This is a genomic window from Acinetobacter sp. 1542444, from assembly GCF_000581835.1.
GTDB lineage: Bacteria > Pseudomonadota > Gammaproteobacteria > Pseudomonadales > Moraxellaceae > Acinetobacter > Acinetobacter pittii.
The window spans coordinates 65,446-80,414 of sequence record NZ_JEYA01000003.1; the positions used below are offsets into that span (position 1 = coordinate 65,446).

Sequence of the window (14,969 nt, forward strand, 5' to 3'; positions counted from 1 at the left end):
GCTATATTGATTTTCAATGACAATATAATTCAATATTATATTTCACTTAATTATATTGTAATAAAAATTAAATTATTGATAAGAGATGTTTGTTATATACCAAATCATTTTACCCTTAGGAGTTTGAACTTGTATTTCATCATCTATACTTTTACCTAAACAAGCTTTTGCCATAGGCGATTGCAAAGAAATATAATCCTTACGACCGTAAATTTCTTCATCGCCGACTATGCGAAATTTAATAGCTTCGCCTTCGTCATTTTCTAACTCAACCCATGCTCCAAAGTATGCTTTTCCGTCTTGTTCAGGGCTATATTCAACTTTATGTGCGACTTCAAATAGTTTGGTTAGGTATCTAATTCTACGATCAATTTCACGTAGTTTTCTTTTGTTGTAGTGATAGTCTGCATTTTCTGAGCGATCACCAAGACTGGCTGCCCATGACACAATTTTAGTAATCTCTGGACGTTCTTTTCTTACAAGATCATTTAACTCATCTTGTAATCGTTGATAACCTTCAGCCGTTAATAGTTTGCGATTCATCATATGGCCAAAACTTCTTTCATATAGATAGTTTCGTTAGAAACTACATCAGGAATTAAAACTTATCAGTAAGTGCAAAGGGCAGAATACCCTGAGTAAAGCGTAAAGCTTCTTATCTGTGTGAATATGTTATCAAAAAGATAGACGAATATCATTTAGTTATGCCAAGAGTGTTCTGCTGTCAAAGATAGCTAAGAATCTCAAAAGAGAGTTTTGTTTAAGATGAAAAGTAGCAATAAGTAGATAAAAACTAAAAAATTAAGGTTTTTTGTTTTTATTTTGAGCATTTAGATGAAAACTTAAGTAAAAAGATTTGCCAACTTCAATTTTTATTTATATTATAGCGCTCGTTGGAAGCGTGGCAGAGCGGTTTAATGCACCGGTCTTGAAAACCGACGAGGGTGTGAGTCCTCCGTGAGTTCGAATCTCACCGCTTCCGCCAGATTCTTAAAAAGCCCTTGTTAATGACAAGGGCTTTTTTTTATACCTAGTGTCTACATTACAGTAAGATTTAGCTTAAATACTGCTAATAAATCCTGAAAATTTCATATAAATCAAACAAGTATATATTTTAATCAAAATTACTATATTTATATAATATATTTTTTATTTTCAATATCTTACCAATTAAGCTTCTATATATCAGAATCGAACAAGTTATTTGTAGAATATTCATTTATTGATATATGATGAGCCAATATTTAGAAACTGTTTCAAAACATAATTCTATTGTTCAGCGAGCAAGTTCAAGGAAGGAATGATGCTGAATTCAGTTTTCTAAACCCGATATCTGGAAATTATTTCCGCCCCAAAATTGTATTTTGACCCATTGGTTGGCAATGCCTGACTCTTTTGAAAGATAGGCGTTTCCTATTTTAGGATGTATCTATGAAAAAATTATTTAGTGTTCTGTTCAGCGCATCTGTTCTAACACTGACTGCATGTAATAAAGAACCTGCAAAAACTGAAAATACAGCATCAGCTAAAGACAAAACTGAGTCAGTTCGAACTATTAAATTGGTTTCAACAGGTTCAGACACTGACGTATGGAAATACGTTGCAACGCTTCCTGAAACTGCTCAAGCGGGCATTAAACTCGAAGTGACTAACCTGACTGACTATGTTGTATTGAATACATCTGTAGCAAGTGGCGAACAAGACGTAAATGCGTTCCAGTCATTTAACTATTTGGCAGCTTATAACTCTTCAAATACAGCTAAAGTTGCTGCTGTTGCGACAACTTATCTAGAGCCAATGGGTATTTATGCAAATAAAGTTAAATCTGTTGAAGAGTTCCCACAAGGCGCGACTATCGCGATTCCAAACGACACTGCTAACGAAGCGCGTGCTTTAACATTATTACAGTCTGCTAAACTGATTAAACTCAAACCAGACTTTGACCCTGTAAAAGGGACGACCAATGACGTCGTTGAAAACCCTAAAAACTTACAATTAAAACCAATTCAAATGACTACAGCAGTTCGTGTTAAAAACGATGTAGACGCGATTGTGTTAGGTAATACATTGGCACTTGAGGGTGGTCTCAATGTAATGAAAGATTCTATCTTCCGTGAGCCTATTGACCAGTCTACAAAGCTTTATGTGAATTTGTTGGGTGTTGCTGAAGCGAACAAAAACGACCCGATCTATACAAAACTTGGTGAACTTTACCACTTACCTAAAGTTCAAAAGTTTGTGAGCGAAAAATTCGGTGGTACAAAGGTTGAAGTGAACAAGCCTGTTTCTGAATTTGCAGACATCAAATAAGTAATTTTTTAATTTAAAATTATTTTTAAAAGCTAAGTCTCGGTGATGGGCTTGGCTTTTGTTTTATTTATTTTTAAAGGAAACCCAAAGTTATCGGAACTAGATTTATATTAATTTTAGAAGACTAGCTATCAAATAATTCTTAGCATACTTAACCTATTATCTCTTTATCTGAAAAATTTCTAAACCTTAAATTTTTACCATAAAATCAAAAATCAGAATAAAATTAAGGTGAAATAATGAAAAAAAATATATTGATTCTTAGCTTATTAATTATCAGTGTACAGAGTTGGGCCGAATGTAAAATTGGTGATTTAGAGATTGATCCAAGTGCTTCACAAACACCAGAAGGGACACCAAATCCAAGCAACTATATAACAATAACTGGACAGAAAGTGTTAACTAAGGCTTTGGCTAATATAAACATAGGAACACTGATAAAAACTAAATCTGATACCAATATTGCTCAGTCTAATGTTGTTGCTTTTGAATATATTTTCAAGAAACCAATAAATCTAAACTCAAATGAACTAGCTTCAGGATTTATCACGGGAACAAGTAATTATGACGGTATTGTTTTTGCAGCTCCAAGTTTTGGAAGTGCATATGGTTCACAGCAAAATTTGTTCATGAGTTCTATTTCTGGAAACATAACCCCAAATCAGACACAAAATGAAATTTTAGCAAATGAAACAGTGAGAGTTGGGATTTATTACAATCAAATCAGCAAGGAAATTGGTTATATTGTAAATGGCGTAGATAGGGGATACACATGGAGTTATACAACTCCATTAAGCAAAATTAAATTTGGTATTGCCATTGAAGAAGGGTTTTATACTTCTAACTCAAGTGCCCTTGGTAAAGAAATATCATTTGAAATAGTATCTGATCATTCAAAACTACAATTTACTTATCCAACAGGCGCCACAGATATTTGTGGAACACCTCTTTAAAATAAATTACATGTCAAATATGCTGCCTCACTACTTTAGTTAGGCAGTTTATATTAAATAGAGGACAGTGCTAATAAGGGATTTACTTTTTCAAAAATGTTTTGTTCAGGCATTGAGCTAGAGAAATAGCCTTCAAATACTAATAGCACTCTTTCTCTCATCTCATAAAGTTCAGAGCATTTCAAATTCTTTATTTTAAAATAGTCATTTTGATCTAAATGAGAGCTAATACACAGCATAATCACGCTAAAAATCCTAAAAATTTCCCAATCTAATTTTTCTGATGAGTTTTTTTCAAGATTATAAATACCCCATTCTAAAAGCCAATATTCTTCGATATCCCATGATTGTTCTTCGTTTAATTTTCCTAAGAATGATAACTCATTATACGAGTTATTATGTGGAAAATTACGCAGGATAATTTCTTTTGCATCCATAAATTTTGTTCTTTAAATTATTTCCTAAAATCTACAATACAGCTTATACGAAATTTCCCAGTTCAATAAGTAAAAATCTGAGTGTTCCCAATAGGCTGATTTATTAAGTTGAATCTAAATTGCCGCATCAACTCTTTGGATAACGGCTGCGGTTGCTGTATTTGCATCATCAAAAGTTGTAAAAACTGTCCGTGGCTAAACACAGCCAAATTCTTTTGAGCATAATTTTCAGTTAGTGCTTTTAGTTTTTCATGAAAAGCTTGAACCCGAATATATAGATCTTCAAAAGACTCTGCATCATCGGCATCTCTATGCTGATAATCCATTTTCTCCCAGTACGTATTTACCCAAGCTTTACGGTCATCCATATTTGTATTGGCACACTTACGCTCAGACAAATAGCTAAACTCATGCACATGTTCATCTATTTCAAGAGTGAGATTATATTTTTCCAAAAGTGGGGCAGCTGTTTGATGTGTACGCAAATATCGAGACACAATTACATGATCAATTTTAGGTAGTTGTGAACAGAGTGCTTGAGCTTGTTTATGCCCATGTTCACTTAAAGTAATCAAAGCATGCGAAAGGGTTTTTACATTAATATTGGCTTCACTCTCAGCATGTCGGATCAGAAAAATACTCATATTATTTTATTGTTCAATTGCACGTATAGCACCTAACGCAGCTACTTTTCTTCCCGCTTTTACTTTTGATATGTCGCAATCTTGCCAGAGCTCAGGAAGGCAGTTTTCTTTAGCAGACTTTAAAGCCGCGTCTAAATAACCGGGTAATTCTATTGTTCCTCCTCCTATTACTAATTGCGATGGATTTAAAAGATTAATAACAGTTGCTATTCCAAGACCTAAAGCAGTACCTGCCTCTTTTATAACAGTTAAAGTTGCTTGATCTCCATTGTTAGCCATTAATGCTAGATTAGATGGGCTGAGTGCACATTGCTTGGTAATTGCTGAGCCACTTGCAACTTCATCTAAACGCTTAATTCCTTCATTACTTTTTACTGGTAAGTAACCTAGCTCACCAGCCCAACCACTAGCTCCCAGTAAGGGTTTTCCATTTATTATGAATGCAGCCCCAATACCTGTACCAATCATAATAATGCCGCTTGCGAGATGAGACGAGGAATCATTTAGTTCCGCATGCATGGCAGCTTTTACATCATTTAAGATAATTGTTTTACTACATAATAATTTTAATGCTTCATTTCCTTGCCAACCTATAAATGCAGGGAGGACATCACAATTAACAATGTGCCCATATTCGTTAACTAGACCCGGCACTGCTAGGCTTATACTTTCGGGTTTAATTCCATGTTTTAAAATAAAAGATTGTAGGTGTGATATTAATTCTTCTGGGGTGAATGAAATTCCTGTACTAAATATCTCCTCAATTTCATCACATAATATTAATAATTTAGTACCTCCAAGATCTACACCAATTTTCTGTCTGTTCATCCCATGCCTTATGTAAAAATCATTTTTTTAAATTCTATCTCGTCTAGAGGATAGTGTTTTTATAATTATCAGTGTTTGTGTAATAACTTTTAAATTTAATTCAAATGAAGATCTATCATTTTCCTTACACTGAATATTCGCGTAAACATAACAAATAGTTGTTTACTAATTTTTCTGTTTTTCTCTCCTTTATAAACCCCCATTTAACAATAACCATCTCATTATTTATCCTTATTTTTTAATGATCTAATTTAAAACAAATGTCATTTTGTGTGCTTGACTGCAAAAGGGCGGAGCACTATCCTTTGCCTGCTGGCCTACATTGCCAGTCGGTCGTCGCAGACCGCATAATAACTCCCGCATCAGAGTCATTCCTTCTGAGGAATAGTCTTGTGTGGTAGCTACTCGTCCCTTTCCCGTAGCGGTAGGACGGGAGAGGGACACCTACGGGTGTGCTAGTTTGAGTTATTACTAGTCTGCGAACCCTTTCTCGTTCTGCCACCATAATTCTATAAATGTCTGGCAGAACTCCCAATAAAAAGGAGTTGGCTTTGCACATTCTTAATTTCTTGGCAGCGACTGCCAAAGTCTATATCGATACAACTTAAACTTTTAAAGCAGTTTGATGGCCATTGGGCTTTTCAGGCTTTAAATCGTCACGACCAAAAAACTTAATCAACAATAAAACTTGAGATGTGCCACGCACAGTCTTTATGGCTTTGCTATGCCTTTTTTTCTCCCAAAAAAGTATCTCATTTATCTACAACAATAATTTTTATAACGGTAAAACTATGCCAAATTTAGTGATCTCCCCACGTGCCATACTAGTCGTAAATAAATCAATTGATCTGTTTCACCATCACGGATTTCATACGGTTGGAGTCGACAGAATTGTGAAAGAGTCTCAAATTCCAAAAGCGACTTTTTATCATTACTTTCACTCTAAAGAACGATTCATTGAAATCTGCATGATCGTGCAAAAAGAACGTTTAAAAGAAAAAGTAGTTTCAATGGTTGAATACACCAGTCAAACAAGTGTGATGGATAAACTTAAGAAACTTTATGTCTTACACACCGATTTGGAGGGGCTTTACTATCTATTATTTAAAGCAATTTTTGAAATCAAACTGACCTATCCAAAAGCCTATATCACCGCAATGAGATATAGAACATGGTTGCTTAATGAAATCTATAGTCAGTTAATAAAACTAAAAAAAGATGCTTCTTTTCAGGACGCCAAATTATTTTTATATATGATTGAGGGGACTATTATTCAGCTTTTAAGCTCGGGTCAAGTAGGGGATAGAGAGATGATATTAGACTGTTTTTTGAAGCAGTTTAAATAGGATGAATGAAGCATGAAAATATTCATGCTAAATCTGCTTAAATGAGTTTACTGGATGTTTCTTCAAGCCATTAATAATTGATACGACGTTTAAATGCCTAATTTTAAAAGCCCTTTTTATTATAAGGGCTTTTGTTGTGGGGCTATTCTTTATATTGCCATGCTTTTAAAAAGGTACGACACACTTCTTCATTTAACTGTTGTAGTTCTTGGGGAGTTGGAATGTTTCCACTAATCAACGTAGCGGGATATGCATATCCCATTACCGCACCGAGGAAAGCCTTTGTTGCTTCCTCTGGCTGATCAATTTTAACAATACCAGCATTGTGTGCAGTTGCAAGAATATCGGTTAAAGATCTTTTAATATTACCTTGAGTACGTTGCTGAATTTTAGGAAGAATTTCTTTCATTTCAACTAAGGCAATAATCAGCAATCTTTGCAGGCGAATGACGTCAATATGATAAAAATGATTTTGTACAGACTGTCCAATTTCTAACAATAATTGATCTAGACGCTTATTTTTCAATTCATGCTGCTCAATGAAAGGTGCTTCCATTTCTGCTTTTAAATGATCAAAGACTTCAATGAGTAACGCTGTCTTGGTCGGGAAGTGGTTATATAAAGTTTGTCGATTTGTACCGGCTTTCGTGGCAACAGCCTCTAAACGGACTTCTAATCCATGTTCTAGAAATAGTTCGCGTGCTGCAGCAATGATAGTAGGGCGAATTCGAGAGGGACGACCTGGAGATTTTTTTAACATATCGGTTTTCTTGCACATCTTATTTATTTACTTTACAGTAAAGTAAATAAATTGTCTATAAGTCTGGGGTCCCAGATATGCTTGATCTAAGTTTTAATTACCGTAAGTTTATATATTTATTGCCTTTATTTATTTTTTTGAATGGATGTGATTCTGATCAGCCTGCCCCTAAAAATATTCAGCAGGTGGGTACGATCACTATAAAACCAGAGACGATTGAATCTACCTATCAATTGGCTGGTAGAACGGTGGCCTCTGAAATTTCTCAGGTCCGTCCACAAGTCAATGGAGTAGTAATAGAGCAATTATTTAAGGAAGGCACGCAAGTAAACAAAGGGGCGCCACTTTATAAAATTGATTCATCACTCTATCGGGATAGCGTGGATGAAGCCGCTGGTAATCTTGCATTAGCAAAAGCCACTGTAAATTCGACTCGCCTTCAAGCCGAGCGCTATAAAGAATTAATTAAAGTAAATGGGGTGAGTCAACAAGAGCTTGATAATGCTCAAAGTGCATATGAGCAAGCGAAAGCGACTGTTGCCGTAAATGAAGCTGTACTGAAAACAGCACGAACCAATTTACGTTACACACAAGTTAGTGCGCCAATTTCAGGACGGATAGGGCGTTCATCTATTACACGTGGGGCTTTAGTCACCTCTGCTCAAACAGATCCTTTAGCAACGATTCAAAAACTGGACCCCATGTATGTCGACTTGACTCAGTCGAGTGATGAATACATGGCACTGCGTAAACAGCTTACTGAAAATGGAATAAAACCGACTGAACTTTCAGTACGTTTGAAGCTTGAGAATGGCACTGCCTATGCAGAACAGGGGACTTTTAAGTTTAGTGATGTTGCTGTAGATGAGGCGACAGGAAGTGTCACCTTACGTGCAGCATTTCCCAATCCCAATAATGCGTTATTGCCCGGCCTGTATGTGCGGGCAGAACTTGGAACGGGAACACGTCCTAACAGCGTCTTAATTCCTCAAGGTGCGCTGTTCCGAGACGCAGAAGGAAATCCACTTGTTTGGATTGTTGGAAAAGATAATAAAGCCGAGCAACGAAAAATTACTCTAGGCGATGCAATTGATAATCGTTGGTTAGTGACCTCTGGCTTGAAAGCAGGAGATCAAGTCATTGTTGAGGGTCTGCAAGGCTTAAGTGCCGGCATGACGATTGAACCTACCCCAATGAGTTGAGGATTCCATATGTTGTCGAGTTTTTTTATTGCACGACCTATTTTTGCTTGGGTCCTCTCTATTTGTATTATGGCATTGGGGACGATTTCGATTTTAACGTTACCCATTGAGCAATATCCTGACATTGCACCACCGGGTGTAAATGTTACTGCAAACTATCCGGGAGCATCTGCCAAAACTGTTGAAGACAGTGTTACCCAGATTTTGGAGCAACAAATTAAAGGGATTGATGGTCTACTTTATTTTTCATCGAGTAGTAGTTCGGCGGGGCAAGCACGCATAAGTCTTAGTTTTGATCAAAATACCAATCCTGACACTGCTCAGGTGCAGGTGCAAAATGCTGTGAATCAGGCACTGAGTCGATTGCCTCAAGAGGTTCAGCAGCAAGGGATCACTGTGACAAAGTCACAAGGCGATAGTTTACTGGTCTTTGCGCTTTACGATGAAAGTGGGACTAGATCTTCTGTCGACATATCTGACTATATGGTGAGTACACTGCAAGACCCATTAAGTCGGGTCGATGGAGTGGGTGAAATCACCGTATTTGGTGCTCAATATGCAATGCGCATCTGGCTTGATCCTCATAAATTAAACAGTTATGGATTAATGCCATCAGATGTTAGAACCGCAATTGAAGCACAAAACACTCAAATTACAGCAGGAGAATTGGGCGCATTACCCACGCGTGATGGGCAGGCTCTAAATGCAACAGTAACAGCATTATCTCGGTTACAAACCGTGAGCCAATTTGAAAATATTATTTTGCGGACACAAACAAATGGTGCGGTTGTATTACTTAAAGATGTTGCCCGAGTCGAGCGTGGTGCAGAGAGTTATCAGACTTCTACACGTTTGAATGGAAAGCCAGCTTCGGGTATGTCTATTCAACTTGCTTCTGGTGCCAATGCATTAGAAACGGCTGAACGAGTTAAAGCTGAAGTCACACGGTTAACTGCCTCTATGCCAGCGGGTTTAAAAGTTGCATACCCACGCGACAGTACGCCATTTGTAGAAGCTTCGGTAAATGGGGTGATTAAAACTTTAGCTGAAGCAATTGTTCTCGTCATTATTGTCATGTTCTTATTTTTGCAGAGCTGGCGTGCGACTTTAATTCCGGCAATTGCAGTTCCGGTCGTATTGTTAGGTACATTTGGTGTGTTGAGCGTACTTGGCTATAGCATTAATACACTGACTTTGTTTGCAATGGTACTAGCAATTGGTTTGCTTGTAGATGACGCGATTGTCGTCGTAGAAAATGTTGAGCGGGTTATGCATGAGCAAAATCTTGATGCTCGGCAAGCCACCCTAATTTCAATGCAAGAAATATCTGGCGCGCTCGTGGGTATTGCCATGGTACTCGCAGCAGTATTTTTACCTATGGCATTTTTTGGTGGTTCTGTCGGGATTATCTATCGCCAGTTCTCGGTAACGCTCGTATCGGCTATGGTACTTTCTGCAATTGTTGCTTTAACACTTTCACCTGCGCTATGTGCAACCTTACTCAAACCTGCAAATGAAAAACATAAGCAGAGAAAATTTTTTACTTGGTTCAACTATAAAGTAGAGCAAGGTCAAACAGGCTACCGCACAAAGCTAGTTGCTGTTTTAGGTAAACCCAAAGTCTTTATGGTCATATTCGTAGGTATTACAGCTTTGTTAGGTTGGCAATATACGCGTATGAATACGGGGTTTTTACCTCAAGAAGACCAAGGCTCGGTTATGGTTCAATTTAGTACGCCTGTAGGCACGACACTAGCTGAAACAGAGCGGGTTGGTAATCAGATTGCAGATTACTTTTTGACGAAAGAAAAGAATAATCTCAATGTGATTTTCATGGTGATGGGTAGAAATAACGCAGGCAGTGGGCAAAATGTGGGAATGGCATTTGCCGGACTCAAACATTGGGATGACCGAGAAGGTAGTGAAAATACAGCCGAAGCTGTGATTGCTCGTGCAAATGCACATTTTAAGTCACTGCGTAACGCACGCGTTCAGGTACTTTCACCCGCTGCTGTAAGAGGCCTTGGGCAATCTAGTGGCTTTGAATTTTGGTTGCAAGATGCTGAAAATAAAGGACGAGATGCTTTACTCGCAGCAAAAGATAATCTCCTAAAAGAAGCAAATGCTGATTCTGGATTAGCAGGGGTACGCTTAAATGGCTTAGATGATAAGGCTCAATTACAAGTCGATATCGATCAAAGAAAAGCGAGTGCGTTTGGATTATCTCAAGCTGATATTAGTAGTACTTTATCCTCTGCATGGGGCGGATCTTATATTAACGATTTCATAGATCAGGGACGTGTTAAGCGAGTTTATTTGCAAGGAGAGGCAATCTATCGTTCCTTACCCCAAGATATTGGGCAATGGTATGTTCGTGGTGCTACTGGTGAGATGACGCCATTTTCTAGTTTCTCTTCTGTGAAATGGCAGATGGGCCCTCAAATGCTGCAACGCTTTAACGGTCTTTCAGCCCTTCAAATACAAGGTTCTACGGCAGCTGGTGAGAGTTCTGGTGGGGCTATGGATAAGATGCAGCAGTTAGTTGACCAGCAACAAGGTTTTAATCTTCAGTGGAGCGGATTGTCATATCAAGAGAAACTAGCGGGTGGCCAAACGATCTGGTTATATTTAGCCTCAATCATCTTTATCTTTTTATGTTTGGCAGCACTTTATGAAAGTTGGTCTATTCCTGTCTCTGTCATGCTAGTTATTCCTTTAGGTCTTATTGGCGCTGTAGTTGCTGCAAGTCTGGCAGGTTTTGTGAATGATATTTACTTTCAGGTCGCTATGCTCACCACCATTGGGCTTTCTGCCAAAAATGCTATTTTGATTGTTGAATTTGCGGCAGCCAAGTTAGAGGCTGGTCAGGCATTAATGGATGCCATTATTGAAGGCGCTGGTCAGCGATTACGGCCAATTATTATGACATCTCTGGCTTTTGTTGCAGGTGTTCTTCCATTGGCTGTATCTACAGGAGCAGGGGCTGTTAGTCGAAAAGAAATTGGTATCGCCGTAACTGGTGGGATGATTTCGGGAACTCTACTTTCTATTTTCTTTGTGCCTTTATTTTTTCTTTTAGTTCGTCGTTTAACTAATAAGTTAAATACCAAAAAAGCCAAATGATTTTACAAAACAGAATGTCATTAACAATTAGGCCCTCATGCCATAAATAGCATGAGGGCCTAAAATCTGACTAAAAACTTAGAATGTATTTTGAATAATGACATCATCGTAAGGAAGTTTGCCCACACGTGGGTAAGGCTGAGATGCTGACTTACCAACGGCAATCATTAAACACACCACATGATCTTCGGGTAAGTTAATCAGCTTTGCCATTGCGTCAAAGTCAAAACCATCCATTGGGCAACTGTCTAAACCATGCTCTTGAGCAAGTAACATTAAAGTTTGAGCAAAAATACCCGCACTACGCATCACTTCGTCACGTTGGGTTTGTGGACGGTCACGGTAATATTGGTCAATTGCGCCAACCATAATATTTTGAACTTCCGGAGTCGCGCCATCCCATACACGCTTAGCATCAACTTCCCATGTATTTACTTTTGCACACAACACAATCAGTAATGATGATTCTGTAACTTGTGGTTGATCCCAAGCAATGGTGCGAATTTTTTGTCTTAACTCAGTATCTTCAATGATGACTGGACGCCAATGTTGTAAGTTAAAAGCGCTTGGCGCATTGGCTAAAACTTCTTGTAATAACTGCTTTTTGTTATCTTCAGAAAGTTGAAAAACAGGGTCGAAGCGTTTAACTGCGCGGCGGTTACGGATGGCATCAATAACATTCATAAGATTTTCCTACTTAAGAGTTGGGTAGCGGTACTCGTTAGTTTTTATAACGTTGGGCTACATCAGCCGAAGAAAAGTTTGGTAGTAATGTGATACGTGATTTTTCAAAATTATTCCATTGATTTTCGTCTTTCAGCACAGGAATTGTGATTGTTTCTTTACGGTCAAAGCCAATCAGGGCTGCATCGACCAAATCATTGACATCCATTAATGGTGGAACTTGGCTTAAGTCGATGCCAGAACGTTCCCAAATTTCGGTTTTAGTAGCAGAAGGCAATACGGCTTGAACATGCACGCCATGATCTTTTAATTCTAAATATAAGCCTTGGCTAAAAAATTGGATGAAAGATTTACTTGCGCCATAAATGGTAGAACCTAATTCAGGAGCTAATCCAAGCACAGAGCCTAAATTAATAATGGCACCTTTACCTTTATGTATAAGTGATTGCGAAATTGTATGAGACAAACGAACAACCGCAGTCATATTTAAAGTAATGAGTTTTTCAATATCTTTAATATCTTGGGTTAAAAAGGTTCTGTTTAGTGCAATGCCAGCGTTATTTACCAAAATTTCAATATCAGCATCATTTTTGAGTACATCTTCAATTTTACTGATGTCTTGATCGTTTGATAGATCGGCTTGAATGAACTCGACTTGTACGCCGTATTTTTCTGGAAGATCTTTTGAGATTTTATCTAGGCGGTTTGTGTCTCGTGCAACCAAGATTAAGTTATGGCCACGTTGAGCAAATCGGTCTGCATAGACAGAACCAATTCCTGACGAAGCTCCTGTAATAAGTACTTTTGATTGAGCTGACATGTGATGTCTCCACGCTTTAATTTTTTAGATGATGATCATAATCTAAAATATATAATTTTTGATGTCAATCATAATCAATGTATAATTGTGACGAGTAGGGTGAGTAAAAGTGGGTAGGCCAAAATGAAAGTCAGTAAAACTCAGGTAAAAGAAAACCGAGAAAAAATTGTCGAAAAGGCGACTCAACTGTTTCGTAACAAAGGCTACGACGGTGTCGGCATTGCTGAATTAATGTCTAGCGCAGGCTTTACTCATGGTGGGTTTTATAAACATTTCAGTTCGAAAACAGACCTTGTCTCAATTACCGTTAAACATGGACTTGAGCAGGTTTTAAAAAGAATAGAAGGTTTAAATTTAGCTCAATTTATTCAACTTTATGTGTCCCGTACCCATCGAGATAACCGAGATTTGGGATGTACCTTAACAGCATTATCTTGTGATGCTGCAAGACAACCAGACGAAGTAAAAGTCGAATTTGAAGAGGGCATTGAGCAACTTATTCAGTTCATTATGAACGAACGAGCAAAACAAGTTTCTTTAGAAACAGAAGAATTGAGAAAGCAAGCCATCAATATTCTTGCTCAATCTGTGGGGGCAATTGCCTTGTCTCGCGCATGCCCAGACCAATCTGTGCTTAGCGATGAAATATTGGAAAGCTGTAAAGAGAGCCTTTTAAAATTAGCCGATTAAGCTTTGTTATCTTTCAAATTTGGTTGGCTAAACTGAATTAATCTCACAATATCCACTGTTCTCTCATAAATAAGTTTGGCTGCATGTTCGCAGGCTTGTTCTAATGTGATTGGACCATTTGTTAGTGAAAAAGCAGCCGTAACGCCGTGCTCATAAAGCTCTTGGTAGCCTTCGCCTAAAGTCCCCGCAATCACAATGACAGGGATGCCATGAGCTTTTGCAATTTGGCTTACCCCAAAAACTGTTTTGCCGCTTAAGGTTTGCTGGTCAAATTTACCTTCGCCTGTAATGACCCAATCTGCGTTAGAAATTTTATGCTCAAGCTGATTCAGTTCAGCCACGACTTTAACTCCAGCTTTAAAGTCGGCATTTAAATAACTTTTGGCTGCAAAGCCCAAACCACCAGCAGCACCAGAACCTGCTTCATTTCGTTTGTCGAAACCTAAAATTTGCGCAGAGACATCGGCAAAATGAGCAAGCGCTGCATCAAGCAGTTGTACTTGAGCAGGAGAAGCCCCTTTTTGTGGGCCAAAAATATGTGATGCGCCGTTTGGACCGCAAAGTGGATTGGTCACATCGGCAGCTAGTAAAAACCGCGTGTGCTGAATACGTGTGTCAAAGTGTGTTAAATCAAATTTTGATAGGTTGCTTAAAGCGAGACCACCTGCGGGTAAAGCCTTTTGGTTGGCATCGAGCAAAACAGCACCCAAAGCACTCAGTAATCCTGTGCCGCCATCGTTGGTCGCACTACCGCCCACAGTTAAAATAATGTCTTTTGCACCTGCGTCTAAAGCATCAAGAATGAGTTGGCCTGTTCCAAACGTTGTGCTGTGGCAGGCATCACGTTCTGACGGTGGGATTAACTGTATGCCGCTCGCTTGAGCCATTTCAATGATGGCGATTTTTTGTTTTTCTAACCAGCCCCATTTTGCCTGAACAGGCTGACTTAATGGCCCAACCACAGTTTTTTCACGCCATTGCCCCTCGCAGACTTCTAAAACAGCTTCAATGGTTCCTTCGCCGCCATCGGCCATAGGGCATAAAATTGTTTCTGCATGAGGAAAAACTTCTTGCCATCCTTTGGCAATGGCCTGAGCTACGTTTAAAGCAGATAAGCTGTCTTTAAATGAATCAGGGGCGATCACAACCTTCATAAGTGCTCTAATGTGGAT

Annotated in this window: 14 protein-coding genes and 1 tRNA gene; 7 read left to right on the plus strand and 8 right to left on the minus strand. The window is 38.3% G+C overall.

The annotated features are described in order from the left end of the window. Positions 1-72 precede the first annotated feature (72 nt). Positions 73-543, minus strand: coding sequence for a transcription elongation factor GreB (greB, locus tag J580_RS12500; RefSeq protein ID WP_017480520.1), 471 nt, complete (start codon positions 541-543; stop codon positions 73-75). A gap of 352 nt (positions 544-895) precedes the next feature. Here greB and J580_RS12505 point away from each other — a divergent pair. The 3 genes from J580_RS12505 to J580_RS12515 all read left to right on the plus strand — a co-directional run bounded on the left by J580_RS12505 (position 896) and on the right by J580_RS12515 (position 3,263). After that, positions 896-985, plus strand: a tRNA-Ser gene (locus J580_RS12505). Positions 986-1,431: 446 nt separating this feature from the next. Then, positions 1,432-2,310, plus strand: coding sequence for a MetQ/NlpA family ABC transporter substrate-binding protein (locus J580_RS12510; protein ID WP_002118503.1), 879 nt, complete (start codon positions 1,432-1,434; stop codon positions 2,308-2,310). Positions 2,311-2,549: 239 nt separating this feature from the next. Continuing rightward, positions 2,550-3,263 carry a DUF4882 family protein gene (locus tag J580_RS12515; protein WP_032004382.1) on the plus strand — a complete coding sequence of 238 codons (714 nt, stop codon included), beginning with the start codon at positions 2,550-2,552 and terminating at the stop codon, positions 3,261-3,263. 53 nt (positions 3,264-3,316) lie between these two features. On the opposite strand, the gene J580_RS12520 is transcribed toward J580_RS12515, so the two are convergent. The 3 genes from J580_RS12520 to J580_RS12530 form a co-directional block, all read right to left on the minus strand. Next, complete coding sequence (locus tag J580_RS12520; RefSeq protein ID WP_032004383.1) at positions 3,317-3,700, minus strand: Imm41 family immunity protein; 384 nt, start codon at positions 3,698-3,700, stop codon at positions 3,317-3,319. A 62-nt stretch (positions 3,701-3,762) separates the two neighbouring features. Continuing rightward, on the minus strand, positions 3,763-4,344 hold the full coding sequence (locus J580_RS12525; protein WP_032004384.1) for a histidine phosphatase family protein: 582 nt from the start codon (positions 4,342-4,344) through the stop codon (positions 3,763-3,765). A 6-nt stretch (positions 4,345-4,350) separates the two neighbouring features. Continuing rightward, positions 4,351-5,172 carry an ROK family protein gene (locus tag J580_RS12530; RefSeq protein ID WP_032004386.1) on the minus strand — a complete coding sequence of 274 codons (822 nt, stop codon included), beginning with the start codon at positions 5,170-5,172 and terminating at the stop codon, positions 4,351-4,353. A 791-nt stretch (positions 5,173-5,963) separates the two neighbouring features. On the opposite strand from J580_RS12530, the gene J580_RS12535 reads away from it, so the two are divergent. Further along, complete coding sequence (locus J580_RS12535) at positions 5,964-6,518, plus strand: TetR/AcrR family transcriptional regulator (RefSeq protein ID WP_032004387.1); 555 nt, start codon at positions 5,964-5,966, stop codon at positions 6,516-6,518. Positions 6,519-6,660: 142 nt separating this feature from the next. On the opposite strand, the gene J580_RS12540 is transcribed toward J580_RS12535, so the two are convergent. Continuing rightward, the gene (locus tag J580_RS12540; protein WP_032004388.1) at positions 6,661-7,278 is read right to left on the minus strand and encodes a TetR/AcrR family transcriptional regulator; all 618 of its coding nucleotides are present in this window, start codon (positions 7,276-7,278) and stop codon (positions 6,661-6,663) included. Positions 7,279-7,355: 77 nt separating this feature from the next. On the opposite strand from J580_RS12540, the gene adeD reads away from it, so the two are divergent. After that, complete coding sequence (gene adeD / locus J580_RS12545) at positions 7,356-8,480, plus strand: multidrug efflux RND transporter periplasmic adaptor subunit AdeD (protein ID WP_032004389.1); 1,125 nt, start codon at positions 7,356-7,358, stop codon at positions 8,478-8,480. A 9-nt stretch (positions 8,481-8,489) separates the two neighbouring features. Further along, positions 8,490-11,603, plus strand: coding sequence for a multidrug efflux RND transporter permease subunit AdeE (adeE, locus tag J580_RS12550; protein ID WP_032004390.1), 3,114 nt, complete (start codon positions 8,490-8,492; stop codon positions 11,601-11,603). Positions 11,604-11,681: 78 nt separating this feature from the next. Here the strand turns inward: adeE and J580_RS12555 are convergent, their stop codons facing one another. Next, the gene (locus J580_RS12555) at positions 11,682-12,287 is read right to left on the minus strand and encodes a nitroreductase family protein (RefSeq protein ID WP_032004391.1); all 606 of its coding nucleotides are present in this window, start codon (positions 12,285-12,287) and stop codon (positions 11,682-11,684) included. A gap of 37 nt (positions 12,288-12,324) precedes the next feature. Next, the gene (locus J580_RS12560; protein ID WP_032004392.1) at positions 12,325-13,107 is read right to left on the minus strand and encodes an SDR family NAD(P)-dependent oxidoreductase; all 783 of its coding nucleotides are present in this window, start codon (positions 13,105-13,107) and stop codon (positions 12,325-12,327) included. A 123-nt stretch (positions 13,108-13,230) separates the two neighbouring features. Between J580_RS12560 and J580_RS12565 the strand changes: the two genes are divergently transcribed. Further along, positions 13,231-13,797 carry a TetR/AcrR family transcriptional regulator gene (locus J580_RS12565; RefSeq protein WP_032004393.1) on the plus strand — a complete coding sequence of 189 codons (567 nt, stop codon included), beginning with the start codon at positions 13,231-13,233 and terminating at the stop codon, positions 13,795-13,797. On the opposite strand, the gene J580_RS12570 is transcribed toward J580_RS12565, so the two are convergent. Next, positions 13,794-14,951, minus strand: a complete 1,158-nt coding sequence (locus J580_RS12570; RefSeq protein WP_032004395.1) for a glycerate kinase — start codon at positions 14,949-14,951, stop codon at positions 13,794-13,796. The two genes, J580_RS12565 and J580_RS12570, sit on opposite strands and share 4 nt — an antisense overlap. Between the last annotated feature and the right edge of the window lie 18 nt (positions 14,952-14,969).

What these genes read in the sequence shown, in the direction of transcription:
- greB (WP_017480520.1), bottom strand. Translation starts at nt 543, where the DNA reads ATGAATCGCAAACTATTAACGGCTGAAGGTTATCAACGATTACAAGAT.
- J580_RS12510 (WP_002118503.1), top strand. Translation starts at nt 1,432, where the DNA reads ATGAAAAAATTATTTAGTGTTCTGTTCAGCGCATCTGTTCTAACACTG.
- J580_RS12515 (WP_032004382.1), top strand. Translation starts at nt 2,550, where the DNA reads ATGAAAAAAAATATATTGATTCTTAGCTTATTAATTATCAGTGTACAG.
- J580_RS12520 (WP_032004383.1), bottom strand. Translation starts at nt 3,700, where the DNA reads ATGGATGCAAAAGAAATTATCCTGCGTAATTTTCCACATAATAACTCG.
- J580_RS12525 (WP_032004384.1), bottom strand. Translation starts at nt 4,344, where the DNA reads ATGAGTATTTTTCTGATCCGACATGCTGAGAGTGAAGCCAATATTAAT.
- J580_RS12530 (WP_032004386.1), bottom strand. Translation starts at nt 5,172, where the DNA reads ATGAACAGACAGAAAATTGGTGTAGATCTTGGAGGTACTAAATTATTA.
- J580_RS12535 (WP_032004387.1), top strand. Translation starts at nt 5,964, where the DNA reads ATGCCAAATTTAGTGATCTCCCCACGTGCCATACTAGTCGTAAATAAA.
- J580_RS12540 (WP_032004388.1), bottom strand. Translation starts at nt 7,278, where the DNA reads ATGTTAAAAAAATCTCCAGGTCGTCCCTCTCGAATTCGCCCTACTATC.
- adeD (WP_032004389.1), top strand. Translation starts at nt 7,356, where the DNA reads ATGCTTGATCTAAGTTTTAATTACCGTAAGTTTATATATTTATTGCCT.
- adeE (WP_032004390.1), top strand. Translation starts at nt 8,490, where the DNA reads ATGTTGTCGAGTTTTTTTATTGCACGACCTATTTTTGCTTGGGTCCTC.
- J580_RS12555 (WP_032004391.1), bottom strand. Translation starts at nt 12,287, where the DNA reads ATGAATGTTATTGATGCCATCCGTAACCGCCGCGCAGTTAAACGCTTC.
- J580_RS12560 (WP_032004392.1), bottom strand. Translation starts at nt 13,107, where the DNA reads ATGTCAGCTCAATCAAAAGTACTTATTACAGGAGCTTCGTCAGGAATT.
- J580_RS12565 (WP_032004393.1), top strand. Translation starts at nt 13,231, where the DNA reads ATGAAAGTCAGTAAAACTCAGGTAAAAGAAAACCGAGAAAAAATTGTC.
- J580_RS12570 (WP_032004395.1), bottom strand. Translation starts at nt 14,951, where the DNA reads ATGAAGGTTGTGATCGCCCCTGATTCATTTAAAGACAGCTTATCTGCT.